24 protein-coding genes are annotated in these 23,968 nt (G+C 54.7%); 4 read left to right on the top strand and 20 right to left on the bottom strand.

Going from position 1 to position 23,968, the window contains the following annotated elements:
- The first annotated feature begins 212 nt into the window (after window positions 1-212).
- Both ABZN20_RS05395 and wbaP read left to right on the top strand, forming a co-directional pair.
- The gene (locus tag ABZN20_RS05395) at window positions 213-1,217 is read left to right on the top strand and encodes a hypothetical protein (protein WP_367027014.1); all 1,005 of its coding nucleotides are present in this window, start codon (window positions 213-215) and stop codon (window positions 1,215-1,217) included.
- The gene (gene wbaP / locus ABZN20_RS05400) at window positions 1,127-2,038 is read left to right on the top strand and encodes an undecaprenyl-phosphate galactose phosphotransferase WbaP (protein ID WP_367027015.1); all 912 of its coding nucleotides are present in this window, start codon (window positions 1,127-1,129) and stop codon (window positions 2,036-2,038) included. Before ABZN20_RS05395 ends, wbaP begins: the two co-directional genes overlap by 91 nt.
- On the opposite strand, the gene ABZN20_RS05405 is transcribed toward wbaP, so the two are convergent.
- The 6 genes from ABZN20_RS05405 to ABZN20_RS05430 all read right to left on the bottom strand — a co-directional run bounded on the left by ABZN20_RS05405 (window position 2,032) and on the right by ABZN20_RS05430 (window position 7,499).
- Complete coding sequence (locus tag ABZN20_RS05405) at window positions 2,032-3,399, bottom strand: glycosyltransferase WbuB (protein ID WP_367027016.1); 1,368 nt, start codon at window positions 3,397-3,399, stop codon at window positions 2,032-2,034. The two genes, wbaP and ABZN20_RS05405, sit on opposite strands and share 7 nt — an antisense overlap.
- Window positions 3,400-3,411: 12 nt before the next feature.
- Window positions 3,412-4,185, bottom strand: a complete 774-nt coding sequence (locus ABZN20_RS05410) for an FkbM family methyltransferase (RefSeq protein ID WP_367027017.1) — start codon at window positions 4,183-4,185, stop codon at window positions 3,412-3,414.
- Window positions 4,178-5,368: a glycosyltransferase family 4 protein gene (locus ABZN20_RS05415; RefSeq protein WP_367027018.1), complete on the bottom strand. Its 1,191-nt coding sequence runs from the start codon at window positions 5,366-5,368 to the stop codon at window positions 4,178-4,180. Before ABZN20_RS05415 ends, ABZN20_RS05410 begins: the two co-directional genes overlap by 8 nt.
- A complete protein-coding gene (locus ABZN20_RS05420; RefSeq protein WP_367027019.1) occupies window positions 5,362-6,195 on the bottom strand; it encodes a glycosyltransferase family 2 protein in 834 nt (277 codons plus the stop codon). The genes ABZN20_RS05415 and ABZN20_RS05420 overlap by 7 nt, the downstream gene beginning before the upstream one ends.
- Before the next feature lie 58 nt (window positions 6,196-6,253).
- On the bottom strand, window positions 6,254-7,063 hold the full coding sequence (locus ABZN20_RS05425) for an FkbM family methyltransferase (protein ID WP_367027020.1): 810 nt from the start codon (window positions 7,061-7,063) through the stop codon (window positions 6,254-6,256).
- 88 nt (window positions 7,064-7,151) lie between these two features.
- On the bottom strand, window positions 7,152-7,499 hold the full coding sequence (locus ABZN20_RS05430) for a glycosyltransferase (protein ID WP_367027021.1): 348 nt from the start codon (window positions 7,497-7,499) through the stop codon (window positions 7,152-7,154).
- A 94-nt stretch (window positions 7,500-7,593) separates the two neighbouring features.
- On the opposite strand from ABZN20_RS05430, the gene ABZN20_RS05435 reads away from it, so the two are divergent.
- The gene (locus ABZN20_RS05435; RefSeq protein ID WP_367027022.1) at window positions 7,594-9,027 is read left to right on the top strand and encodes an IS1380 family transposase; all 1,434 of its coding nucleotides are present in this window, start codon (window positions 7,594-7,596) and stop codon (window positions 9,025-9,027) included.
- A 506-nt stretch (window positions 9,028-9,533) separates the two neighbouring features.
- Here ABZN20_RS05435 and ABZN20_RS05440 read toward each other — a convergent pair.
- From ABZN20_RS05440 to ABZN20_RS05470, 7 genes are all read right to left on the bottom strand, one after another.
- Complete coding sequence (locus ABZN20_RS05440) at window positions 9,534-10,775, bottom strand: glycosyltransferase family 4 protein (RefSeq protein WP_367027023.1); 1,242 nt, start codon at window positions 10,773-10,775, stop codon at window positions 9,534-9,536.
- Complete coding sequence (locus ABZN20_RS05445; RefSeq protein ID WP_367027024.1) at window positions 10,772-12,139, bottom strand: hypothetical protein; 1,368 nt, start codon at window positions 12,137-12,139, stop codon at window positions 10,772-10,774. Before ABZN20_RS05445 ends, ABZN20_RS05440 begins: the two co-directional genes overlap by 4 nt.
- Before the next feature lie 203 nt (window positions 12,140-12,342).
- Window positions 12,343-13,701 (bottom strand): lipopolysaccharide biosynthesis protein, encoded by a 1,359-nt coding sequence (locus ABZN20_RS05450; protein ID WP_367027025.1) that lies wholly within the window; start codon window positions 13,699-13,701, stop codon window positions 12,343-12,345.
- A 12-nt stretch (window positions 13,702-13,713) separates the two neighbouring features.
- Entirely contained in the window at window positions 13,714-14,763 is a 1,050-nt protein-coding gene (locus ABZN20_RS05455; RefSeq protein WP_367027026.1) for a glycosyltransferase family 2 protein, read from the bottom strand.
- Window positions 14,764-14,768: 5 nt separating this feature from the next.
- On the bottom strand, window positions 14,769-15,707 hold the full coding sequence (locus tag ABZN20_RS05460; protein ID WP_423246431.1) for a glycosyltransferase family 2 protein: 939 nt from the start codon (window positions 15,705-15,707) through the stop codon (window positions 14,769-14,771).
- A 137-nt stretch (window positions 15,708-15,844) separates the two neighbouring features.
- On the bottom strand, window positions 15,845-16,870 hold the full coding sequence (locus ABZN20_RS05465; protein WP_367027028.1) for an NAD-dependent epimerase/dehydratase family protein: 1,026 nt from the start codon (window positions 16,868-16,870) through the stop codon (window positions 15,845-15,847).
- Window positions 16,867-17,745, bottom strand: coding sequence for an NAD-dependent epimerase/dehydratase family protein (locus tag ABZN20_RS05470; protein ID WP_367027029.1), 879 nt, complete (start codon window positions 17,743-17,745; stop codon window positions 16,867-16,869). The genes ABZN20_RS05465 and ABZN20_RS05470 overlap by 4 nt, the downstream gene beginning before the upstream one ends.
- A gap of 43 nt (window positions 17,746-17,788) precedes the next feature.
- On the opposite strand from ABZN20_RS05470, the gene ABZN20_RS05475 reads away from it, so the two are divergent.
- On the top strand, window positions 17,789-17,914 hold the full coding sequence (locus ABZN20_RS05475) for a hypothetical protein (protein ID WP_367027030.1): 126 nt from the start codon (window positions 17,789-17,791) through the stop codon (window positions 17,912-17,914).
- Window positions 17,915-18,073: 159 nt separating this feature from the next.
- Here the strand turns inward: ABZN20_RS05475 and ABZN20_RS05480 are convergent, their stop codons facing one another.
- From ABZN20_RS05480 to rfbF, 7 genes are all read right to left on the bottom strand, one after another.
- Entirely contained in the window at window positions 18,074-18,559 is a 486-nt protein-coding gene (locus ABZN20_RS05480) for a hypothetical protein (protein WP_367027031.1), read from the bottom strand.
- Window positions 18,556-18,855 (bottom strand): nucleotidyltransferase domain-containing protein, encoded by a 300-nt coding sequence (locus ABZN20_RS05485; RefSeq protein WP_367027032.1) that lies wholly within the window; start codon window positions 18,853-18,855, stop codon window positions 18,556-18,558. The genes ABZN20_RS05480 and ABZN20_RS05485 overlap by 4 nt, the downstream gene beginning before the upstream one ends.
- Entirely contained in the window at window positions 18,846-19,016 is a 171-nt protein-coding gene (locus ABZN20_RS05490; protein ID WP_367027033.1) for an NAD-dependent epimerase/dehydratase family protein, read from the bottom strand. The genes ABZN20_RS05485 and ABZN20_RS05490 overlap by 10 nt, the downstream gene beginning before the upstream one ends.
- 937 nt (window positions 19,017-19,953) lie before the next feature.
- Window positions 19,954-21,348, bottom strand: coding sequence for a lipopolysaccharide biosynthesis protein RfbH (gene rfbH, locus ABZN20_RS05495; protein ID WP_367027034.1), 1,395 nt, complete (start codon window positions 21,346-21,348; stop codon window positions 19,954-19,956).
- Between the two features lie 289 nt (window positions 21,349-21,637).
- Entirely contained in the window at window positions 21,638-21,868 is a 231-nt protein-coding gene (locus ABZN20_RS05500; protein WP_367027035.1) for a hypothetical protein, read from the bottom strand.
- A gap of 205 nt (window positions 21,869-22,073) precedes the next feature.
- Window positions 22,074-23,150: a CDP-glucose 4,6-dehydratase gene (gene rfbG / locus ABZN20_RS05505; protein WP_367027036.1), complete on the bottom strand. Its 1,077-nt coding sequence runs from the start codon at window positions 23,148-23,150 to the stop codon at window positions 22,074-22,076.
- Entirely contained in the window at window positions 23,147-23,935 is a 789-nt protein-coding gene (gene rfbF / locus ABZN20_RS05510; protein ID WP_423246432.1) for a glucose-1-phosphate cytidylyltransferase, read from the bottom strand. The genes rfbG and rfbF overlap by 4 nt, the downstream gene beginning before the upstream one ends.
- Between the last annotated feature and the right edge of the window lie 33 nt (window positions 23,936-23,968).

The raw sequence follows: 23,968 nt of genomic DNA on the forward strand, positions 1-23,968 counted from the left end.
GATAGCGTCTACACTCAACCAAGTGCCTCTCGAACACAACGTCGCATGCCCGCCTGTCTCCGTCCGTCACACAGCCGGCGGGAGCGACTTTGTACTCGCCTACAGGGGCCAGCAGAACAGCCGGAAGGCACCAGTTTTTTTTCGTCGCAGCTTAAGATATGCATTCCCCAGCACTAACGATTAACGTCCAGACCTCCCCACGAAAAAGATTCGTGGACAACGTCGGTTATTTTTTCACTTTTATATATTTCTTTTTTCTAATTTCCCTTATTTTTGTTGACCTGTCCGTTCTATCCGAGACAAATTTTTCTTTGCCATTCAATACAATCAACGAGAGAATCAAATCGGCACTTGGATTCGCAATAGATTTCCAGAACGCTCACGAATCATTTAATAACAAATACGCCATAATCCTCATTTTGATCGGTGCGTTCGCGACTTACTTGGGCAGTATCGTTGCCGTCACTCATCTTCGCCAGCGGCGAATATTGAAAACCCCAGTGGCGGATGCGCCCGACATCCCTAGACTCCCCTCGTCCTACCAAGTAGCAGGCTTTGTTCTCGCGGGGACGGACATCTTGCTTCTGCACGGAACCTTTCTCGCCATAGCATGGCTCGCGAACCAGAATGCGCCCCCCGGCGTGGCATCGTACCCCGCCCCATTCGCATGCTACAGCTTGATGATAACAATCACCCTCGTGTGGTTCTGGCTGCTCGAACACTACAGACACCGCCGGCCTTTTTGGGACGAACTGCGTGAAATCGTACGAGTCGTTTTCATCATGACCCTGCTTGCAGGCGCAAGCAACTTCATCACCGGCCTCTCCCATGGCCGCAGTCTCTATCTCCTCGTATGGAGCGCCAATTTCCTTTTGATTCCGATTGGGCGGGCCGGTACCCGATGGCTGCTCGATCACCTCAACTTGTGGCAACGCTCCGCTATCATTCTCGGCGCGGGACAGAATGCCCGCGAAGCCTATCTGGCGATTAAGGACGAACGGAGCCTAGGCTATCGCGTGCTCGGATTTGTGGAAACGGAATGCAACGACAGGACTTGCGCCCCCCAGGCACCTGAAGCATACGAATCCATGACGCAGTCGGGCAACGAGTCGGCCATGACCGCCCCATGGCCAGGAACTCAAAACGCCCCCCCTCCGTCAAGGTTGGAAACGAGTCTTTTCCCATTTTTGCCGCCCGCAAGCGAATCGATACACTGATCGCGGAACTCGGCAATCCCTATGTCATCGTCGCCATGGATTCATTGGTTGAACCAGGGAATCAAAAGCTGATCAATCATCTCCTGGCCACACAGATCAACCTTCATATTGTTCCCGCCATTCGGGGTTTGCCTTTGTTCGGCACCAAGATATCGCACTTCTTCAGCCATGAAGTGATATTCCTCACAGTAAGGAACAACCTTGCGCAGCCCGGCTACGCCTGGTTCAAGCGATCATTCGACATCGTCGTAGCCTGCCTGCTGCTCATATTGCTCTTCCCCCTCTTCTTACTGCTGTCGTTTCTGATCCGGCGCGACGGCAGCAACGCCTTCTATGGCCACACCCGCATCGGCCGCAACGGCAAACCTTTCCAATGCCTGAAGTTCAGGTCCATGCGAATGGACGCCGACAAAGTACTCCAAGAGCTTCTTGCAAGAGATACCGGGGCCAGGGCCGAATGGGAAAAAGATTTCAAATTGAAAAACGACCCTCGGATCACCCCGGTCGGCCGCTTCCTGCGCAAAACCAGTCTGGACGAACTTCCGCAACTCATCAACGTCATCAAAGGCGAGATGAGCCTGGTCGGTCCACGCCCCGTGGTAAGCGCCGAACTCGAGCGTTATGGCGACTACGCCAGGCTGTACTTACAAGTATTGCCGGGGATCACGGGCCTATGGCAAGTCAGCGGGAGAAACGATACCAGCTACAACGAACGGGTGAGTCTCGATGCTTGGTATGTGCAGAACTGGTCGATCTGGTACGACATTGCCGTCCTGTTCAAGACCATCAACGTCGTCCTGAACCAGCGCGGCGCCTATTGACCGACGAGTTCAGAAAGGGAGTTTTCGAACGCCGTCAGCAAGGCTTCCTTCCCAAGATGGGCCAGGGCATAGCTTCGCGCCGCCTCCCCCAGCCGTTGCCGCAGGTGCATGTCACCGGCCAACGTGCCAACCGCACGCGACAAGGCGGCGGCGTCACCGGGATCCACGACGATGCCTCTGCCCTCGACCACTCGAGCCAACTGCGTTCCCGGGTTCGCAGTGGCCACCACAGGACGGCCGCTCGCCAACATACCCGTCAGTTTTGAAGGCATGACCAAATCGGCCACATCCGCCCGCTGCGGCAGGAGGTGAATGTCGGCCAGGTTCAACAGGTCGTTCAAACGCTCCACGGGTTGCAAATCGAGAAAGCGCACATTCGACAGTCCCACGCACGCTGCTTCCAATTCACCGCGCCCGGGGCCATTACCGCAGAACACGAACAGCAAAGGCCGAACTTCCTTCTCCCCGCTCGAAGCCATCTTCCCGGCCTCCTCCCCTTGCCCTCCCCCATTGGTATGGAGCGGAGAGGAGAACGACCCAGCCTCGAGCAATCGCGCCGCCTCCCCCAACAGCTCCAACCCCTGTTTACGACCCATGTTTCCTGAGTAGAGCGCCACCACATCGGCGTCTGCGATTCCGAGCTCGCGCCGGAAAGGACTGGAAACCGAAAGAGGAAAGATGCGATCCGTATCCACCCAGTTGGGAAACAATACGCCCTCCGCGATGCCCTTGTCGCTCAAACGCCGGATCATTTTGTCCGAAATGGTCGAAACACAATCGAAGCGACGCATCAACCAACATTCGATTTTCATGACCACATGCCGCCAAAAGCGAGAACGCAACAAACCGAGGTCGAAGGCGGCATCCACTTCGAAATCCTGCACGTGCAGCCAGGACTTTCCGCCGCAAAGCCGCCCGACAATCCAGGCCGCGGGCGCACAGAACAGCGGCGGCTCAACCGCCCACACCACTTCCGGGCGCCACCGCACCTGCCTCAACATCAACGGGAAGCTGCTCGCCGCAAAGCTCGCCAGATGCAGCAGTCGTTTCGGCCCCGACGGATGCCCGGGAACCCACAACGGACAGCGCCAGACCCTCACCCCCCCACGATGCCGCAACGAACGCCTCCCACCCACCTCCTCTGAGGAAGAAGGCTGAGATGAAGGTGCGGCAACGAGTTCTTGCCGATACCACCAGCCCGAATATCCATTCTTCACATGCCATTCCGGATAATAAGGCGGCGCCGTCACCACGCGCACTTCGTGCCCGCGCGCTGCCAACCATTCGGCCAACTCGCCCGTGTACTTTCCCGGCCCGGTGAGTTCCGGCGCAAAATTGATACTGTAGATGAGAACCTTCATGGCAAGTGAGTATTATCCTTTTCCCTGGCTATCGGATCGCGGGGGAAAGGAGTCGGTGTGACTCAAAACGCCTCCGTTGCCGAAAAGAAAATCCGCCTGAATGGCCCGGCCTTGCCGATCATGGGCGACGTTATACACACCGCGCAACCCGAATCCGCGCTCCCGCAACCAGGCGATCACCTCGTCGGCCAGGGCTTGGCCCGCGTAGAGCTCCACGAAAGAGCATTCCACGTAAACATGGGAAAAGCGCTCCAACAGCACTTCGCAACCCTGCAAAGCCTGAAGCTCGAAACCCTGCACATCCAGCTTCAGCAAGGCCGACGGCTCAATGGCCTGCGGCGGCAGGTGGTCCGCGAGCGGACCCACCGAAATGGTAGCCGTACCGGCCTCGCCCGTGCCCGGAAACAGGGTATTCTGCATCGCCGTGATGGGCAGCAGGGACGAGGAATCATCCCGCGCTGACAGATGGATGATCGCCTCGCCCCGCACGGGGCCGATGGCGGACTGATACAGCGTCACGCTCGGATCGTCGCTAAACACGGTCCGGAACTTGGCCGCCGGTTCCGGTAGCGGTTCGAAAGAAAAAATCCGCGCTTGCGGCAGGCAATGCCTTGCCACCAGTGCGAACTGGCCGCGGTTGGCACCGATATCCACCACAGTACGGCAAGTATCCAAAGCGAACAGTACCGGTATGTGCTCCACACCGGCAGCAACGCGGGTTTTAGCCAAAGTTCCGCGAAAACCAGAATTAATAATGATCTTCGCTAATTTTCGTAACTTATTCACTCTGCTCCCCCACTGCCACTCCAGGGCCGGCCTCGGCGGCCCTCCGGCAAAGCCGAAATAATTCATCGGTCGTCCGTTCAATACTCAAATATTGCTCCGCAAAGCTACGCGCGGCCAAGCAGGCTTCGGTATATCGCTCGGTACCCACCATAACGCGCGCGGCGTCGACGGCCGCGCGAATCGACTCCACCGAACACGCAAAGGTCATGCCGATTCCCTGCTCCTCGAGGTGATCCCATGCCAGCCCGCGTGTCACCAACACCGGCCTTCCGACTGCCAATGCCTCCGCGACGGCATTGCCGAAATTCTCCCGCTCTCCGCCCCCATCCAGACCCGATGGCAGGACGAGGAAATGGCTGCGAGCGATAACTTTGTGGACCTCCGCGGGGGGAATCTCACCGAGATAGCGGATCGCCTCACCGCCCCATTCCGCCAGACGGCGAAATTCGTCGAAGTAAGGCCCCGTCCCGCCACCGGCGACCCAAAGCTGTTCGCCGTCTTGCCTAATGTTTGACCATTCGCGCGCGAAGGCATTTATACCCTTTTCTTTCGATATTCGACCAATATAGCAAATCCGCAACGGGCCGCGTTCTGGATTTTCCACCTTTTCAGGAAGAGAAATACCGTTTGCGATCGTCACCGTTCTGACGGAAGGAAGGATGGCCCGCACCGCATCGCCTTCCCTTGGGCTGCACACATGCACCGCGTTGGCCCTGCGGAGCGTAGGGAAGGTCAGCAGCCGATAATAGAGCCACTTGTGCGGCTTGTACCGTCGGATGGCTTCGACATGCGCCGGCATCAGTCCTCCACGGACGGCCGTAACAAAAGGTTTTTTCAAAAACACGGAGAAAATCGCTCCCAAGGTACAGGGCCACGTCCCGATGCCGTTGACATAAACGACGTCCGCTTCCGAACAGGTCTGCCAAATTCGCAAGGGCGCACCCCATCCGAACCCCCAGCGCCTGAACCGCCAGGCACGGTAGAGCCTCACTGAAGCTCCAGGGTAACGAGCGGACACCTCCGCTGCGAGAAGCGACGAGCCTTCCGAAGCGTCCGAGGCACAGACGACGGGTTGGATTCCGGACTGCAGCCACGCGTGAACCAACCGGCTCGCGCTGGCCGCCACGCCGCCATAGCCTTGGGCGGGCCAAATGTGTGTGGTGATGATGGCGATTTTCACCATTCCCCGTCCTCTTGGGCTTGGCCGGACTGGCATACCTTCAACAGCCATTTCGTGTACTCATACCAGCCATACATCAGCGAGTATTCGAGTCCGGCCCGGCCATCGAGAAAACCGGCCTTCAGCACATAGTGATACAGAAATCGCAACGGCCCTGCCCAGAATGAACCACTCACCCAACGGCTCAACCGCCCACGGGCGGTCGCTAGCGCATTTTCGCTCCTGTCCAGTGCGTGCAGAGTACCTGCCTTACCAAGGCTGACATGTTTGTGTAGCCAACGTTCGATATCCCCTTCATAGAAGTAATGCAGATAAGGCGGCGCGTCCGGAAAATACGCAATACGATTTGGCGGCACGTCCGCCGCTTCCCCATGCCCCTCATGGTTTGGCTTGAATCGGGCGGCACTGGTCCTCACCAGCCGCGGGTGATAAATCGGATATCCGGGAGCATGGAGCAGCACTTTTCCCTTGAACACCAGCAGTGAGGGCAACATGCCGACATCGAAATCCGACCGGCTTGCCAGCGAGTTTTCGAAGAGATGGAAGAACTCCGGGCTATACCGTTCGTCCGCATCCACGAAGAGAACCCACGAAGATGAGATTCCGCACCGTGTTAACGCATGGTTTCGCTGTACCGCAAATCCTTTCCAAGGACTTTCATGAATGATTGCATTAAGCTCCTTCGCAATCGAAAGAGTCCGATCCGTACTGCCCGAATCAAGCACCACCACCGGATAACCCGGTGGAACAGCCTGCAAACATCCGCGAATATTTCTTTCTTCGTTCCTCGTCAGAATAACTACGGTGAGACGGGCTTCTCGCAGTTCCAATATCTAGTCCTCGCATATTTTAAATGCCCGAAGCTCAACACTTCGGAATATCGGATAGTCACTGGCGGATCGCGTAGACATATCCCATTTTTCCATGAAGATCATGGGCCGGCCTTTTATCAAGATCGGTCAGAATGACTTCGAATCCTCTTTCCTGGAGATGCGCCAAAAGTTGACCAACATTTCCATACTTCGGATGAACCTCCATCGCGATACGCCTTACTTTATTCACCCATTCATCGCCGGTCGTGAATAGCTCGAACTCCGCACCTTCGACATCCGCTTTCAAAAAATCGACAGCACTCCAACCTGCTTCACGAAGCACCTCGTTCATGTCGATCTTTGGAGGCTCCACCTGCCAGTGCGAAGCCGAACTTCGGGCCTCTTGTGACGCAAAGACCCCGCACTCTGGAGCAACGATGCCATGGATAGGACGAACCGTGTCCACCCCGTTCATCTTCGAATTTTCGAGGATTTCTGCGACAAACCCGGACTGCGCATCAATCGCAATGACTTGCGCCCCCTGCGCTGCCGCGAATAAACTGAAAACTCCCACATTCGCTCCAAGATCAATAACACAATCACCGCTCCGAATATCGAACCGCTCATCCAGTTCATAAATCCTTCGGCCAATAATTTCCCGTGCGAGCCCGAAACCCTTGCCAGGCAACAAAATGGCTTTGTCGCCAACAAGGAAACGATATGCCGGCTTATCCATAGACTGGTCCACAGATACCAGGCTCCGCTCCAGAAGAATCTTTGGCGCTTTGAGCAGAACATTCCACAAATATTCCGAGCAGGTACCCATATTTGTGGTCCTGTAGAGGTTGAAAATCTCCCTCAGAAGGCGGCCAATAGCAGTCGTCATATGATGTCCTAATGGGTAGGAATTACCAAACGTAAAACAAAACCAGAATATATCTCCAGGAATTACCCCATCAACTCGATATAACTCCTTATTTTAACATGTTTAAAACAGCACTATAAGCACCAAGATAACCACTGGTCATGCTTTCCATAGAAAACCGTGCCGCATTGGCAAAGCCAGCTTGTTTTAGAAGCTCACGGCGTCCTTGCATTTCCGCGATAATTGAAGCTGCGGACGTTTCCTCCCTAGGATTTATATATACTGCGCCGTTACCCCCCACCTCCGTCATCGGCGCGATGTTGGACGTTACAACCGGACACCCGCATGCCTGCGCTTCGATAATGGGCCAGCCGAAACCCTCCTGCAAAGATGGAAAAATCAGCGTATCAGCCAGAGAGTAAAGTGCGCGAAGATCTTCGTTGACAACATCCGTCACTTCATCCTGAATCCGTGCTCCCACCCTCTAAATAATTCATAACATATTGAATCCATTGTATAATTAGCCCATTTTCGATGTCACCCATTTGATCATGCCGCGCTTTGAAGTCAAGCAATCCAGCAAGCTGCAACTGACCTCGTATTCCGGCCTGGCGCTGATTGGCCAGTGCTGCCAGGCGGCGCAGGTGGAGGCGGTCATTGATCCGAAGATTCCGGTGTCGCAAGGCATGCGCACCTCGGACATCGTCAAGAGCGTGGTCGGGTTGTTGAGTCTGGGCAAGAGCGACTTCGAAGCCATCGAGCCGTTTCGGGAGGACCGCTTCTTCAAGGAGTCGCTGGGGCTGACGAAGGTGCCCGGAGCCGTGTGGCTGCGCCAGCGTCTGAATGCCAAGGCGGAAGCCATCCGCGATCTGGCCGATGAGCTTTCCCTGAGGCTGCTGGAGCGAGCCGAGGCGCCGATCACGCCGCACAAGGGCTATGTCTGCTGCGACATTGATACCTTCGCCATGGACAATAGTGGCACGAAGAAGGAAGCGGTGTCGCGCACCTATCAGGGCTTCGACGGTTACACGCCGATTGCCGCCTATCTCGGCAACGAAGGCTGGAACACCGGGCTGGAACTGAGGCCAGGGTCCCGCCACTCGGCGTTCGAGACGCACTACTTCTACGAGCGGCTGTTTCCGCGCATCGAACGCCTGGTCAAACCGGATCAGCCCGTGCTGCTGCGCGAGGACAGCGGTTTCGACGGCGCACAGCTCCTGTTCGCCAAGGCCGCGGAGCGAGACCGGCAAGCCGCGCTGGGGCGAAGCCTCGACTTCATCTGCAAGTGGAACCCCCGCAAGCAGGACAAGGCGGCCTGGGTCAAGCGCGCCGAGGAGGCGAAGGCCTGGGTCGAGACTCGCCCCGGTAAGCGCGAGGCCCTCCTGTCGCTGGACATCGAGCGCGCCTGGCACAAGGAGAAGCGCTCCTTCCGCCTGGTCGCCAGGGTCGTCGAGCGCACCATCGACAAGAAGGGCCAACACCTGCTGGCCCCGGAGGTCGAACTGGAAGGCGGGTGGACGACGCTCTCCTGTTCCGCCGAGGAAGTGATCGAACTCTACCAGCACCACGGCATGCATGAGCAGTTCCACTCCGAGTTGTTCGGCTCCGCCGAATCCTTCGCTTCGCTCAGGACCGCCACTGCGTGGCGTCCTGCGCCCTTCGGGCTTGTCAAGACCGACCTCGACCTGGAACGGCTGCCCTCGGGCAAGTTCGACACCCACGACGTGATCCTGCATCTGGCGGCCTTCGCCTACAACTGCCTGCGTCTCTTGGGACAGATCGGCCTGACTGGCGAGATTGCGCCGATCCGTCATCCGGCCAAGCGCCGCCGCATCCGGACCGTGCTGCAGGAGATCAGGTACCGGGCGGCGAAGTTCGTCGCCCATGCCCGCCGGCTGATCCTCGATTTCGGTCGTGGCGTGGCGGCAAACGTAGCCGTGTTCGTGATGCTTCAGAATCGGCTGTGGGCGGCGGCGTCCGGATGACGGGAAATGCCTGCCGCACGCCTCGAATCCCTGATTCCGGAACCCCGGAAGGGACAGTCTCGCGCAGGGAGCGGAAAATGAGCTGACGATAAGCGCACGCCAAGCAGATTGGCCCCGAAACCCCGGTCGAATGTTCCCCGGATCGCCGGTAGCGAGGGCAAATCCCAAGGGAGAGCGCTCGAAATTCATGCGTTCAGGCCCGATGGGAAGGTGTAAGCCGAGGGGAACACGGATTCAGGTTCATGAATGCGCTTCGCCAGCCCGGATTGCTGCGCGAGTGACCGCAAGTCCTGTGTCCACGGCTTGCCGGCCATGATGAGATGATGCCCCTCAAAACTCGGCCACGCAGCCAATCGCTGAAAAATGCGCACTAGTCCCAGTCGATTTTTTGTACCACTGATTACCGCCCACATGGAGGAAAAACCGCCCGTGGTCCGATAGACCGCGCCGCAGCTGAGATTGCATTATGCCAATTAAGTTATTGTACGAACTCTAAAAAATGGCAATTATAACAATTCATCATAGTAACTGAGAAGGTCAATAATACGTTGCTGATAATTTTGCCACGTAAATGTCAATGCCCGTTCCCTGGCATTATAGCCCATGCGCAATCGCTCTTGCGGGTTTGCGCGCAAGTATTCCAATTTCTCCACAATGGCATCGACATCGCGAATAGGCACGACAAACCCATCTATTCCATCCCTGACAATATCGCCTGGACCATTAGGCGTAGTGATGATCGGCAACCCACTAGCCATGGCCTCCAATACAACAAGCGGCATGCCCTCTATTAACGTTGGAAAGACAAATACATCGGCCCGACGATAAATTTCCGCAAGCTCCGCATGCGAAACATGAGGTATATGCTCAAAGCTACCACTGAAGCGGGCCAAAGCACCCTTGTCACCGACGTAATTTCCAACCAATGTAAGGCTCGTGCCAGTACGGCGAAACGTTCGATACGCGCGGAGCAAGTACGAAATTCCTTTGCGTTGGCCTATTTGACCAACGAAGAGCATGTTAAACGTATCACGCGAAGAGGGCTTCTCCACCGCCGGTGTAAAACGACGGCAGTTTGCCCCATAGGGAATCACACACAGCTTCTCGGCGGCAACTCCCGCTGAGATAAATGAGTCTCGAACGAAATTCGACCCTACTAGAATCCTGTCGGCCAAAGCGCACTCTGCATCCATTTGAGACTCTACCCAAGCAGGAACAACGCTCCAATCCGGTAGTGTTGATGCCAACTCCGGTTCCCGCTCGGCTTCCTCCGCTACAAACTCCTGAATATACTTGTGATGCGCGATAGGATAGTTAAGTATTTTAATGCCAGAGGTCTTTTGGAATGCTGGAAGGGCGACACAATAACTGCCGACGACAATATTTGCATGACCAGCAAAATCTGCTCCAACTGTGGCGACACATTTTTGAATATTCCAATGCGACCAATCTGCTATCCTCTTATTTCCAATTCTCTTCGCTAGAGCATTAAGAAAGTCATGAACAACTGCACTTTCGACAATAAGACCACTGTTCAACCCTGTTGGCATCACTCGACGGCCAAAGGATCTCTGGTATAATCCATTTAATGCTGGAATTTGTTGGACTCCACGCTCCCAAAATCTGCCCAAATTGGCGTAAGGTCGCACATAACGGTAAAGACGGCCCGATTGCGCAAGTGCGGCAGCAAGGTGATTGATCTCTGGAGCGGTAAAATTAATCACCAAAGCGTCAGAATTGCGTATCATTCGACAACCTTATTACGTTTCAAACGTGGCTTTAGATATCCTTGGCTGCATATCTTCACAGAAGCCAGAAGCAAACCGGTAAATATCCACGCATAGCCGTTCACAGTACCATGCCCAGTAAACTGGGCAATAAGAACTAGCGGACCAATAAAACCAAAAAGCAGCATCGGCAGAGGGTTTCCGCTATCACGAGTGCCACGCACAGCCAATAACCAAAGCCAAACAGTTACAGCGATACGGTAAATGATAAACATTAATCCAAGCAATGGCCCCAACTCGATAATATGTCTCGACCACGCATCCTCTCCCCACCCACCGTAGCCGGTCCACGAATATGCAGAAGATGGAAAAACGACCCAGTCCAACTGCCATGCGGCATTTCCTCCAATACCCAACAAATAACCTACTAGCGGTGCGTCTCCAAGATAATCAATAAATCCATAGAACTCCCGAAACGCACGACCAAAAACGCCAAATTCAAACTTGCTCACCTCGTTTTCCTGAGCCATAATCCATCGCTCCATAAACACTTCATACGTGGTCTGAAAAAATAGTGGCCACAAAGTAAATAACATAATGAGCACAACCGCTGGGATCACACCCGAATTAATAATCACTTGTCTTCTCTGTGAAACAATTCCAGCAGCAACCCCTGATAGAAGAATCAACCCTTCCATAAAAAACAAAGTTCTGCTTTGACTGAATGCCGTCATAATCAGTACCGCAAGCATACCAAAAAAAAACAGAAACGCGCCCGTTGCCCGATCGCGTCGCGGCATGAGCCAGGCGGACAAGGCTAATGCCGCTATGCTGGCTACAAAGTCCGACTGGCCTAATGTCGAGGAAAAGAATCCCGTCGGGCGTACATAGCCCATTGCGGATCCAAGGTTCTGGAATTGTGTACTCTCATCAAGCCCAGACCCAAGATTGATAACGTCGGTGGGAGAGGATTCAAATTGCAGTATCACGAGCGGAACTGAAGCCAATGCCATCCAGAACGAATGACGTATGAATCTTCGTAAATCACCGGCTTCGAATTGCTCCATAATAATGAAAGCCATCGGTATATAGAAGAAGTAATTGATCCAGCCATATCCAGCGATAAGTAAGTAGCGACTATCATAGCCACCGAGCAGGACTTGAAATGGTATAAGCGAAAGCGCAATACTCGCGAACGCATAAGCGCTGCACAGAGGCCAGTACGCCTTTGGCCATTGTTTTCTGGAAATAGCCAGCCAATAAAGGACTAGCGCTATCGGAATCCGGATGAAAAAAAACAGGTTCTTTAATTCTGGAAAGCCCCACTTCCTTAAGGCGCCCTCAAGAATTAAAAGCCAGTAAATCAGGAAAATTAGCCGCACCATGCGGCATCGTAAAGCCTCCAACCGGCGCGATTCGCCCGCAACCTGGTAATCCGAGAGCAACCGATTAATGGCTATCGACATAACCCACCGCGGAGAGTATCCCGAAAAAGCTTCTGGCTAACGGTTCGCCGCTTCTGAGGCCCGCAGCAGCACCCATACTCTCGCCGTAGCCGCATGAGAAGGCAATTGTTCCCACAGTAACCCTATTCATTTTTGGTGCTCCACACATAAGACGGCCAAACCACCATTGCATGCCAGAAATTCCTCGCATTGTCACGGGAAAGTGCGAGTGATCGTGGGAGCACAAACAGTGCCACAGCCACCTCGAAACCCAAGGCAGCCACCGCGGCCCCGGTGAGACCGAGGGTGGAGGTAAGCCTCGTGCTGAGCAGGACTCCCATTACGGATGCGAGCACAAAAACCAGCGCCATTTTTTTATGTTGGTTGATGGCCAATTGCAACATGGAGCTTGAAAGCCAAAAGACACCAACCGCCATGCCTAGTAGCAAAATGAGATAGCATTCGTACTGCATGGCGACAGCCCCACTTGTCCAAACCCGCAAAAGCCAGGGACCAATACCGGCGAGCGCCCCAAGACACATCAACGCTATCCATAGCGAGGCCTGACATGCGCGTCGATGCAATTCACGAAAAGTTCGCAGATCATTGCGAGCGAAGGCGCTTGACACTTCCGGCCAAATGGAGCTGTTGATCACATTTGCTGCCTGCATTACCACCCGGACAATCGTCCTCAAAGTGGAGAACGTCACTACCGCCGTGGGGCCTAATTGGGCGCCGATGACCATCAAAAAGCCTTGCTGATTGAGCGCATTGCTTAGCGGAAAAGCCAAAAACGCAAGCGCCGGTCCTACCATGGTTTTGATCGTTCGACTGCTCGCGTGACGAAACCCTGGTTTCGCCCATGATGCGAAGGAATGGGCAATGGCGTATATCATCGCTACCCCGGAGATGCGAATAGCCAATATCATGGCCGCCACCATCACGACTCCCCCGTCGTGAAGCAAGGCCACTGCAGTTCCGCCAAACTCCAGTAGTCGCAGGAGGTTGAAGTATGCAATACCTTTTCCATATCGTTCCTCGCATCGGAAGAGCGCGCTCACCAGCCCGCTCTGTAGCGTGACGCACACTCCTGCACCAAGAAGAATTACCGCCAACAGCATGTCATCCCGAGCAAGCGTATGAACACCCAGCCAATGACCCAGAGGTACCGAATACACCAGAAGCGGAAAAGCAACCATAATGGCTACCGAAACCAGTGTGAGAAGTACCCAGGTACTTTGATAAGTTGCCAATGTCTGCGCACGATCGCCCCGAGCGTTCGACATGGTCATTTCGTTGGCTGCCACAGTCGTGAACCCGAGGTCCGATAGCGCAAGATAAGAGGGGATAGCCGACAATATCAACCACTCTCCGTACCGTTCCGCACCCCAAAACTTCAAAAATAAGGGCACCGAAAGGAGTTGAATGATAATGTTCACGCACTGGCCAAAGACATTGGCCTGCAAAGCTCTGATAACTTTTTGACGAAGGTTTTGTGACATTCAATGTCGGCTCTAAACGATATCATTGATACGGTAAAGATGCTCATCAGCGTTTGTTCGCGATTTGAAATAGAGTTTTTTCAAAGCGCGTTTGATAAAGCGTACCCGAGTGACGAAATAAATCGCCTTAAGAAGGAACCGCTCCTGCCAAAACCGAGAAATCGGTTCGTGTAGGTACCTTAGCTGGCCTTTATATTCCTCTTCGAACACGCCAATTTTAAGCGCAAACGAGCCCCGCGTGCGAATCCAATTTCTTCTCTCTGTTTCTAGGAGCTTCTTCGCTTTCTGCATTCCGAAGAGTTCTACGATCATGCGCTCGATACGCGGAAATTCGGAAACCCTGGATACCGCGATCTTTGAAAAATAATAGGCCCTAGAACCACGATCGGTCGCCATCACATAGAGCTTATTGGTGTAGGCTGACTTAGCCCTGCCAGCCACCTCAAGCAGAACTGTAACAAAAGTATACAGATCGGTATCACAAAAAACCTGGTCGAAGCGTTCCTGATCCCAGTAACGCCGATTGACGGCCAACCTGCTTAACCAAGCGAGAGCATGGATTCCGTGCTCGATTATCTCGGCTCCATTTGGGTAGATGGTCAGATTTCCGTCCGGTTTTCCGACAGAATACCAATGCCTTATACAGAGTTGTTTCCGCTCATCCACTTTTCCCCCATTCATGAAGAAAAATACTACATCGTCATTTCTGGATTCGATGGTCTCAATATCATCCAATAAATCCTTCACTCCCCATGGCATAGGAATGTCATCATCCCCCATTAGCCAAACCCATTCAGCGTTCGACTTATTTACTGAAGTTGCGATGTTCCGGATCAAGCCGATGTTCGTCGTATTCTTCCTATAAATAATCCCTGGCCAAAGTTCTGAATGCTTTCGGACGATGTCGGCCGTTGTGTCATTGGAGTCATTGTCGAATATGTAACACACAGATTTTGGATAACTCCTCTGTATCTGCGGGCCGATGTTCCAGAGAAGATCATCGAGGATCGCTGCACGATTGTAAGTCGGGATCGCGACTGCTAACTTGGGAGGTGGAATCATTGGATTTAACGCGAACATAGTTTTTTTAGGTATGCAGAAATTGCCACACAATACGCCAACATATAAATTAAAGGCAAGATCAATTTAAAATTAGTATCACAGAACTTCGATGACATTAGATTAATGTATGCTCTGATTGCATTTAAAGGACTTTTGATGCCAAGCCGCCAATACTGCTTCAAGCAAAATGTTGCATTCAAACCTAAGCGCCGCGAAGGCGATGAAGGATATAGGATGCGGTAATTTTTCATAACTTCCGTTAATAGCCCACAGCCATCGTACGACCAGTGTTTCTGATTGTTTTGACTTACAAGAACTTGAAACTTGGGGACGTAATATGAAACACCACGTAAGCAGTTAAATGATACAAAGAAAATGAACGGATAAATATTTCTAAGGTGTTCTTGTTTTGTGTAAGCTTCCAGCAAATAAGGCCGCCTGAGTAGCAACCCGCTGAGTTGATGCCCATAACTTGATAGAGCTAGTAACGCATAGAATGATGGCGTATATTTTTTTTCTTCAAATTTGGCATATCTGGCGCTTCGAATCGATCCATCGAAATATAAAGCAGAAAAGCCTGGAATAATCGATGATAGCTCAGGCTCTGTTTCAATTTTTTCTAAAATATAGGACAGATAACCTGGCGGCAAGTAATCGTCATCACCCAAAAACAGTATGAAGTCATTAGTTGCTTGCGATAAAACAAAGACGGCATTTCGTTCTAGACCAATATTTTCACTCTGTGAAAACACGATAATTTCAACAGATACCTCGTTCTTTAGTTGTTGCAAATCTACCAGAGTTGTATCACTTGAATGGTTATCCGAAACAATAATCCTAAAGCTTTCTACGCAGCTCTCCGAAGTCGCTAATTCGTTTATTAGTCGTATATTTTTCACCAGAAACTCTGCCCTATTGTAGCTTGGTATTAATATGTCAATCATATTCTTAGCAAGATTTTGCCTAAAGAAAAGTCTTTTACTAAGGGCTAAGAAAGTAATGCCGTATACGAGCCACCCTCATCCCAGCCCTCTCCCTGAGGGAGGGAGGCATGTGACATTACTTTCTTTATCATTAGTAATTAACGATAAGCAATACTTACCCAGCTTATCATAGAGGCAACCCCTTCTTTGGCTGAAATCTTGGGACGCCACTTCAAGGCTGTAGATATTTTTGCAATATCCGCCACAAAAATTCGCTGATCACTCTCCCGAGGAGAAAGGTTTCTGTAATCCATCTTTATATTGAGAATATCTTCCAGCATTCTGAAAAGTTCCAACAACGATAAGCTATTGGCGATACCGCCGCCGACATTGAATGCCTGCCCTCGTATCCCGCCCGCTTCGGCGGCGGCCTTGAAATACAGCGAAATCATGTCTTTCGCATGCAGCACATCGCGCACCTGCTTGCCGTTACCGGATATGGTGAAAGGCTCCTTCCGCAGACCCTTTTTTATTTCTACGGCCATCTGACAAAACCAGCCGACCCATCCTTGATCCACAGTGGCATATTGCCTTCCACCATACATCGAAGAATGCCTGAACACGACTGTATTTAAGTCGAAAATACGGGCGAAGTCGAGCATGTATTGATCGGCCGCCCCTTTGGAGCAGCCGTAAGGCGAGTGGAAATCCAGCGGAGTCATTTCATCGAATCCCCTGGGTTTGTCGATGCACTCGTAGCGGGTGTCGGTTTCGCGATAGGTATATTGCTCCAGGTCGCCGTAAACCTTGTTAGTGGAGGAGTAGATGACGCCCGCTTCTGGAGAATAGTCCCGGATTGCTTCAAGTAGATTGAAGGTGCCCAGCGCATTGACCTCGAAATCCATGCGGGGATTGTCAATGGAGGTGGTCATCGCAACTTGGCCAGCCAGATGAAAAACAGCTTCTGGTCTGAGGCTACGCACAACACGGCGCACGTCATTAGGATTACGTATATCGCCGTGGATAAACTGAAAAGAACCGAGCGAGCGCAGCCACTGCAGATTATCGACGGAGCCATTGCGGTACAGGTTATCGAAGACAACCAATTCGTCCCCTCGTTCGAGTGCGTGGGCTGCAAGATTGCTGCCGAGAAAACCACAGCCACCAGTAATCAATAGTTTCATAAAAGTTTTCTTTGCTCCTGTCGGATCGTTTCCTGAATTCCTTCGCTCAGGCTCAGACCAGGCCGCCAACCCAAGACCTGCAACGCCTCAATATCGGCCACCGATTCCATGATCTCCCCTTCCCGATAGGGCAGCGCACCGAATTTCAGTTCGGTTCGGCTGTGGGCATACCGGTGCGCCAGTTCGACGAACTCGCGAATGCTCACCGCCTGCCCCGAACCCAACCCGAAAGGCAGGAAGGCCCTGCCCAGGGTCTGATGCTTTTCCAGTAACAAAGTATAGGCGCTCACCACGTCGTCGATATAGATGAAGTCCCGCTTCTGCTCGCCAGGTGTCAGCTTGAGTTCCGGCACGTTCGCCAGGCAGCTCCGGATGACGTGGGTGGTAAATTTGCTGGCGTCGTCGCCGGCGCCGTACATGTGCTCCAGGCGGATGTTGAGAAAGCGGATCCTGCCGGCTTCCCCATAGGTTTGCCCCCATTCGGCGAAATGATTCTTGGAGAGGGCGTAGGCATTCAGATATTTGTAAAGAATCGTGTCGGTGTTGAAGAACGTGTCGGTGTTGAAGAACGTGGCGGTTTCCAACAGCCGGAGGGGAAAGGCGGTGTTGGCTTCGAACACCTCGATGGTGGATTCACGGTGGCGGCCGTAACAGGTCGCGGTGTGGACCAGGGCGTCGAACCCGCCGCATGCTTCGAAGGGACGTTCGAGGCCGTCCTCTATGTCGAAGCAGCGGATTCGGTCCAGGTACGCCGCGATGCGGTCCGTCCTGGAGCCGCGCCGCTTGAGGACCGCCACGGTGTGACCGGCCTGCACCCACGCGTGAGCCAGGTGGCTGCCGAGGAATCCGGTGGCGCCGGTGATCAGGACTTTCATGCGATTGCCTGGCATGGGCTACATACTATGCGTAAAGAAAAGAATGTCAGATCGTCATGCCGGATGGGACTCCAGCATCCAGTCGCAAGGACGGGAAAGCCTCGCCATCCCCCGGATCGAGGCCGGGGCAGGCTTTGGACGCTGGATTCCGGATTCCCAGCCGGAATGACGGAAGGTAGTGGTATTACTTTCTTTACGCTTAGTAACAGACGGGAACGGTTTGACCCCCTATGGCGTTCTGATCGCCTCGACATGGGGTTCCTGGGTATATGCCTCTTCAGGCACCGATTGCTCAGCCCAATCAGCGTCACGTCCGTCGCCATGCGCATCATGATCGAAGCTCCGAAAAACGGTCCAAGGCTTTTTGTTGCAGGATTTGAAATATGTTCAATACCCTTTGTGCGGCAGCCAGCGCCAGGTGCAATCGCTCGAAACGCTCGTCCGGCGTTTCGGGGTAGCCATGGGTAAATTCGTTGCGAATACGCCGCATATCGGACCACTCCTCGGCATTGGGCAGCCAGCCCAGTTGCTCCATCCTGGCCAAACGATCCAGCATCGGCAGCGAGGCGATTTCTTCTCCCAAAAGACGCAATATAGCGGGTATCAAGCGGGCGCCCCGGTCGTCCCGCAGGCGGGTGTAGCGATAGGCGAACTGGTCCAGCAAACGACGGTCGCCCTTGTCCGGATTTTCCAGGTCCGATGCCGTGAGCCGGCGTTGCAGGAGGTCTCCCAAAGCATCACGCAAGGCCGCCTCATGGGCTTGGCAGGCGGCATAGGCTTGCCGAAACGCCAACCACTCCGGGGTATTTCTCATAACCGTATTCCGGTGTCGTGCGCCACCCGGACGATGGGCCGCGGATCGTCCCGGGTTTCGATGACGACGTCCACCTTGCGCTCGCCGATCCGCCGCTCCAGCAGCCCAAGAAAACGAAGCTTTTCGACCACCGACGCCTTGGGAGGCGCCCCCGCGGGACGGATGAGAAGGTCGATATCTCCGCCTCGCCGATGATCATCGGTCCGGGAGCCGAACAGCCATACTTCAACGCCAGGGCCAAAAACCTCATCGGCCGCGGCCCGAATGGCATCCACCTGGTTTGCCGTCAGCCGCATACTTGCCCCCAAAACGAGAAAACCTTTACCCCTTCGCCGCCGCTCGACCGTACATGCAAGCCGCGCCGCTCGAGGATCGCCACGGTGTGGCCGGCTGGCACCCACGCGCGGACGAGGTGGCTGCCAAGGAATCCGGTGGCGCCGGTGATCAGGACTTTCATACCATGAGTTTGCTTCATCTCCCCTCACCCCTGCCCTACCCAGGAACCTATCGGGATCGTAGAGCGGATAAGCGGCAGCGTATCCGCCAAATTCAGCTCCGCTGCTCTTCGAGTCGGCTCCGCCGCTCTCCGAGTCAGCGTGGTGGGGGTGGATGCGCTTCGCTTATCCACCCTACAGGGACTACAGGGACGACGTAGGGCGGAACCGGCTCTTTCGGGTTCCGCCATCCCGAAACAGCACGCATGCCAGCCGGGCCCACAAATCGTGTGGCTTGGGGGATTGGTTGGCGGATCGCCTTCGGCATCCGCCCTACAGGTTCCGGGGAACAATCCGGTGCGCATTGCGCACATCGATCTCTCCCAAAGGGGGGTTGAATCGACGATCATCGTTTCCTCCTCTCACTTTTGCCCCGAGATCACAAACGGTCGCTTTGACCGCGATCCTTCCCGGAGTGATAGCAGGCGAAATGCGATCGTTTTGGCATGGCTATCGCCCGCGCGCACTGATCGATCCTCACTGACACATCTGCAGCTTTCACGGTAACGATCATGGCGACCAGCCACCCTGGATGATGAAAGCGACTGCCCGCCATGATTGTTCCCCTCATCCCCGACCCTTCTCCCGCAGGGAGAAGGGTGTAAAGCCCCCCAGTATGTTCTTCCCCCTGGGGAAGCTTTTCAGCCAGGCGTCCAGGGGTCCCGGCCGGCGCTGGAGCAGGCGCAGGACGAGGTCACTTCCCTAAAGCCGAACGTCATTCCGGTAGGGAATGCCGGACCAAGCCGCCGGAAGCGGATTGGCACTGACCCGAAGGGTGCCAGGCAGGATAGCCCGGCATGAATCCATGGCGGAATGACGAGGCTGTATTTCAACATCGGGATTCGCCAATTTGTATGGGTTTTTATGGAACGTTCTACTAGTAGAAAAGACTATCGGTTTTCAATATCCAGTTCCTCTCAACATTCTCGGGCGCTCCTTGGGGCTCAGAAAGCGCTCCAAGGCTGAGGCCACGAAGTCGAGTTTCGCTTCGTCCAGTCCAGGATAAACACCGATCCAAAAAGTGTCGTTCATCACCCGGTCGGTATTTTCCAGGGTTCCGGCGACCCGGTATTGCCGTCCCGCCAGGTAGGGCTGGCGGGTCAGGTTGCCGGCGAACAGCAGGCGGGTGCCGATCCTTTGCTGGTCCAGGTATCTGAGCAAATCCACCCGCTTCAGCCCGGCTTCCGGACGCAGGGTTAGCGGAAAGCCGAACCACGACGGATCGCTGTTCGCCGTCGCTTCGGGGAGGATCAGAAACTCTTCGCAGCTCGTCAGCCAGTTCTTCAGGTAAGCGAAATTGGCTTTGCGCGTTTCAATGAAGCCGGGCAGCCGCTCCATCTGCGCCAATCCCACCGCCGCCTGCATGTCGGTGATCTTGAGGTTGTAGCCGACGTGGGAATAGATGTATTTGTGGTCGTAGCCCTGCGGCAGTTCGCCCAGTTGCCAATCGAAGCGCTTGTTGCAGGTGTTGTCCTTGCCCGGCGCGCAATAGCAGTCCCGTCCCCAGTCCCGGAAGGATTCGATGATCGGTTTGAGCTTGCCGCTGTTGATGAATACTGCGCCACCCTCGCCCATGGTGATGTGATGGGCGGGATAGAAACTGAGAGTGGCAATGTCGCCGAAAGTCCCCACCAGCCGGGGCACAGCCGCGGGTATGGTTTCCCGCCGGCCGTTGCTGATGTCGGCCGTGGGAGTGTAGGCGGAACCCAGGGCATCGCAGCAGTCTTCGATCACCCAAAGATCGTGTTTCCGGGCCACACGCATGACTTCATCCAGGTTGAACGGGTTACCGAGCGTGTGGGCGATCATGATGGCGCGGGTCTTTTCGCTCACCGCCGCTTCGATCTGGGCGGGATCGATGTTGTAGGTGGGGATATGCACATCGACGAATACGGGCACCAGTCCGTATTGCAGCGCCGGATTCACCGTGGTGGGGAAACCGGCCGCCACCGTGATAATTTCGTCTCCCGGCTTCAAGGCCCTGTCTCCGAGTTTAGGCGATGTCAGCGTTGCCAACGCCAGCAAATTAGCCGACGAGCCGGAATTGGTGGTCAACACGTACTTGACGCCGAGAAACTCGGCCAGACGTTTTTCGAATGCGTCGTTGAAGCGTCCCGTGGTGAGCCAGCCGTCCAATGCCGCTTCGACCATGTGCTGAATTTCGGGGGCGCCGATGACTTTGCCCGATGGGGGAACGGGCGTGGTACCGGGGTTGAAGGGTTGGGGCTGCCGAACCGATGATTGAAACTGCACCACTTGATAACCGACGATTTTACGCTGGGTTAATTCAAGCATCTGAGTGTTGACGATGCCGACTTCCCCTCGAAAAAAGCGTGGGGAAAACACCATCTGTTTGCTGACCGGGAACACCGTAGGCCTGTCCAACGTACCGCTACACAGGTCTTCGGGCCGAACGACGATCCGGTCTGCTTCATCCCATTGCTCGATACGCGAGCTCCCCGGTATCCCGAGCACATCGCCCTTACTGTTCGGTAAGGAGGTAATCAGAACCGGGCGCGGTTTGGCCCCCTGAGCGTCCACAAAAGGCACTTTGTAGATGTGAATGCTTCCAGGCCGATAGGGCTTAGTCACGGACGTACTTCTCCCAGACGGCGTCTTCTTGCGGATCGTCTTCTGTCACCGAGGAGTAGGCGCTAAGCATGAAAGCCTCGTCCTGGGTGATGTCAGGCTGAATTGGCCGATCCATCGGCAAAACGATGACTCTAAATTGACGGCCCATATCGGAAGGCACCTTGATATGCAATTGATGGCTTTCATCAATTTGCAGGTCTTCTATCAGCACAGCTTGTTTCATGGTGGTTTTTGATTGGGTTACGACAATCGCGGCGGAGCCGCTCCTACAAGGTGGGAGATTGGGTTACGATGAGGTTTTTCGCGGCGGAGCCGCTCTACAAGGTGGGAGCGCGATTGTCGTCCGGGTTGGCCCTCATGCCAAGGCCCCGCCAACCGCTGAACATCGCGACATAGCTGCTCCCACAGTGAGCTACTCATCCCTGCATTCATGGTGCTTGGTGATTGGAATATTCCTGGATCTGTTGCAAGGTCAATGCGCGAAGGTCGGCCCCTGCTTGGTGGCGGCGATGCCATTGGACGATGCGTTCGAGGGTTTGGGCCAATGACCAGCGTGGCTTCCAGTGTAGCCGCGCCCTGGCTTTTGCACAGTCCAGCTTGAGCCAATGGGCTTCGTGAGGGTGATCTCCCCTTTCGTGAACCCAGCGGGCACCGTCGCCCCAGTTTTGTGCTAGTCGGTCGGCAATCCAATGCACCGGGCGGGCATCATCGTCCGACGGGCCGAAGTTCCAGCCTTGTGCATAAGATGGACCGTCTTCACAGAGTTTTTCCGCCAGAAGCAAATAGCCGGAGAGGGGTTCTAGCACATGTTGCCACGGGCGGACGGCGTTTGGATTGCGGATAACGGCGGGCTCGCCTTTTTGAAACGCGCGCAGTAAATCGGGAATCAGCCGGTCTTCCGCCCAGTCCCCGCCACCGATGACGTTGCCTGCACGGGCAGAGGCCAAGGCGACGCCATGGCGCGCCTGTTGGGCTGGATCGAAGTAGGAGCGGCGCCAGGCTGCTGTCACCAGTTCCGCGCAGCCTTTGCTGCTGCTATAGGGATCGTGGCCGCCCATGGCTTCATCTTCCCGGTAGCCCCAGTGCCATTCGCGGTTTTCGTAGCATTTGTCGCTCGTGATATTGACGACGGCGCGAATGCCAGGGGTTTGACGTATTGCTTCCAATAGGTGAACCGTGCCGAGCACGTTGGTGGCATAGGTCTCGACTGGGCTCCGGTAGGACTCACGCACCAAAGGTTGGGCTGCGAGGTGAAAGACGATTTCAGGTCTGGCCGCTTGCACCGCCGCGGTAAGCCCGGAGAGGTCACGGATATCGGAGATATGGCTGGTCATGCCCTCCCCCACTCGTGCCAGGTCGTACAAACTGGGTTCGGTGCAAGGCGCCAAGGCATAACCCGTCACTTCGGCGCCGAGGCTTTGCAGCCACAGAGAGAGCCAGCCGCCCTTGAAGCCCGTGTGGCCAGTCAGGAAAACACGCTTTCCAGCCCAGAACTCCGTATTCATTCCCAGACCTTCCATGGCGCCTTGGCAGTGCTCCACAGTTCTTCCAGGGTGTTTTTGTCGCGCAGTGTATCCATCGGCTGCCAGAATCCGCGATGCTGATAGGCTTGCAGTTGCCCTGCCTGAGCCAACCGTTGCATCGGTGCTTGCTCCCAGATGGCGGCATCACTGTCGATGTAGTCGAAAACCTCGGGTTCGAGAACAAAGAAGCCGCCGTTGACCCAAGCGCCGTCGCCGTCCGGTTTTTCATGGAAATGCCGGACGCTGGCCCCTTCGATATGCAGGGCACCGAAGCGCCCGGGGGGCTGAATGGCAGTCAAGGTGGCATATTTGCCGTGTTCTCGATGCCAGGCAATGAGCCGATCGACGGGAACGTCACAGACCCCGTCCCCATAGGTAAAACAGAAGGTACCGTCACCGAGGTAGTCGCGTACGCGCTTGAGACGCCCTCCGGTCATGGTTTCCACGCCGGTATCGACCAAAGTTACCCTCCAGGGTTCGGCATTGCGTTGGTGTACTTCCATCTGATTTCGTGCCATGTCGAAGGTAACGTCAGACATATGCAGGAAGTAATTGGCGAAATATTCCTTGATGACATAGCCTTTGTATCCCAGACAAATGACGAAATCGTTAATGCCGTAGTGGGAATAGATCTTGAGTATATGCCATAGAATCGGGCGGCCGCCGATTTCAATCATCGGCTTCGGTTTTAGGTGTGATTCTTCGCTGATCCGGGTGCCGTAGCCGCCGGCCAGGATAACCGCTTTCATGGCTTGAGTGGTTTTCATGTCGTGTTATGGGTGCATCGCGCAGGTCCGGAC

The organism is Methylococcus sp. ANG (assembly GCF_040730495.1).
Lineage (GTDB): Bacteria > Pseudomonadota > Gammaproteobacteria > Methylococcales > Methylococcaceae > Methylococcus.

What these genes read in the sequence shown, in the direction of transcription:
- ABZN20_RS05440 (WP_367027023.1), bottom strand. Translation starts at nt 10,775, where the DNA reads ATGATACGCAATTCTGACGCTTTGGTGATTAATTTTACCGCTCCAGAG.
- ABZN20_RS05490 (WP_367027033.1), bottom strand. Translation starts at nt 19,016, where the DNA reads ATGAAAGTCCTGATCACCGGCGCCACCGGATTCCTTGGCAGCCACCTC.
- wbaP (WP_367027015.1), top strand. Translation starts at nt 1,127, where the DNA reads ATGGCCAGGAACTCAAAACGCCCCCCCTCCGTCAAGGTTGGAAACGAG.
- ABZN20_RS05415 (WP_367027018.1), bottom strand. Translation starts at nt 5,368, where the DNA reads ATGGTGAAAATCGCCATCATCACCACACACATTTGGCCCGCCCAAGGC.
- ABZN20_RS05475 (WP_367027030.1), top strand. Translation starts at nt 17,789, where the DNA reads ATGTCAGATCGTCATGCCGGATGGGACTCCAGCATCCAGTCGCAAGGA.
- ABZN20_RS05455 (WP_367027026.1), bottom strand. Translation starts at nt 14,763, where the DNA reads ATGATTCCACCTCCCAAGTTAGCAGTCGCGATCCCGACTTACAATCGT.
- ABZN20_RS05485 (WP_367027032.1), bottom strand. Translation starts at nt 18,855, where the DNA reads ATGCGGCTGACGGCAAACCAGGTGGATGCCATTCGGGCCGCGGCCGAT.
- ABZN20_RS05435 (WP_367027022.1), top strand. Translation starts at nt 7,594, where the DNA reads ATGCCGCGCTTTGAAGTCAAGCAATCCAGCAAGCTGCAACTGACCTCG.
- ABZN20_RS05405 (WP_367027016.1), bottom strand. Translation starts at nt 3,399, where the DNA reads ATGAAGGTTCTCATCTACAGTATCAATTTTGCGCCGGAACTCACCGGG.
- rfbG (WP_367027036.1), bottom strand. Translation starts at nt 23,150, where the DNA reads ATGAATACGGAGTTCTGGGCTGGAAAGCGTGTTTTCCTGACTGGCCAC.
- rfbF (WP_423246432.1), bottom strand. Translation starts at nt 23,935, where the DNA reads ATGAAAACCACTCAAGCCATGAAAGCGGTTATCCTGGCCGGCGGCTAC.
- ABZN20_RS05480 (WP_367027031.1), bottom strand. Translation starts at nt 18,559, where the DNA reads ATGAGAAATACCCCGGAGTGGTTGGCGTTTCGGCAAGCCTATGCCGCC.
- ABZN20_RS05500 (WP_367027035.1), bottom strand. Translation starts at nt 21,868, where the DNA reads ATGAAACAAGCTGTGCTGATAGAAGACCTGCAAATTGATGAAAGCCAT.
- ABZN20_RS05465 (WP_367027028.1), bottom strand. Translation starts at nt 16,870, where the DNA reads ATGAAACTATTGATTACTGGTGGCTGTGGTTTTCTCGGCAGCAATCTT.
- ABZN20_RS05445 (WP_367027024.1), bottom strand. Translation starts at nt 12,139, where the DNA reads ATGGTGCGGCTAATTTTCCTGATTTACTGGCTTTTAATTCTTGAGGGC.
- ABZN20_RS05450 (WP_367027025.1), bottom strand. Translation starts at nt 13,701, where the DNA reads ATGTCACAAAACCTTCGTCAAAAAGTTATCAGAGCTTTGCAGGCCAAT.
- ABZN20_RS05425 (WP_367027020.1), bottom strand. Translation starts at nt 7,063, where the DNA reads ATGACGACTGCTATTGGCCGCCTTCTGAGGGAGATTTTCAACCTCTAC.
- ABZN20_RS05460 (WP_423246431.1), bottom strand. Translation starts at nt 15,707, where the DNA reads ATGATTGACATATTAATACCAAGCTACAATAGGGCAGAGTTTCTGGTG.
- rfbH (WP_367027034.1), bottom strand. Translation starts at nt 21,348, where the DNA reads ATGCTTGAATTAACCCAGCGTAAAATCGTCGGTTATCAAGTGGTGCAG.
- ABZN20_RS05470 (WP_367027029.1), bottom strand. Translation starts at nt 17,745, where the DNA reads ATGAAAGTCCTGATCACCGGCGCCACCGGATTCCTCGGCAGCCACCTG.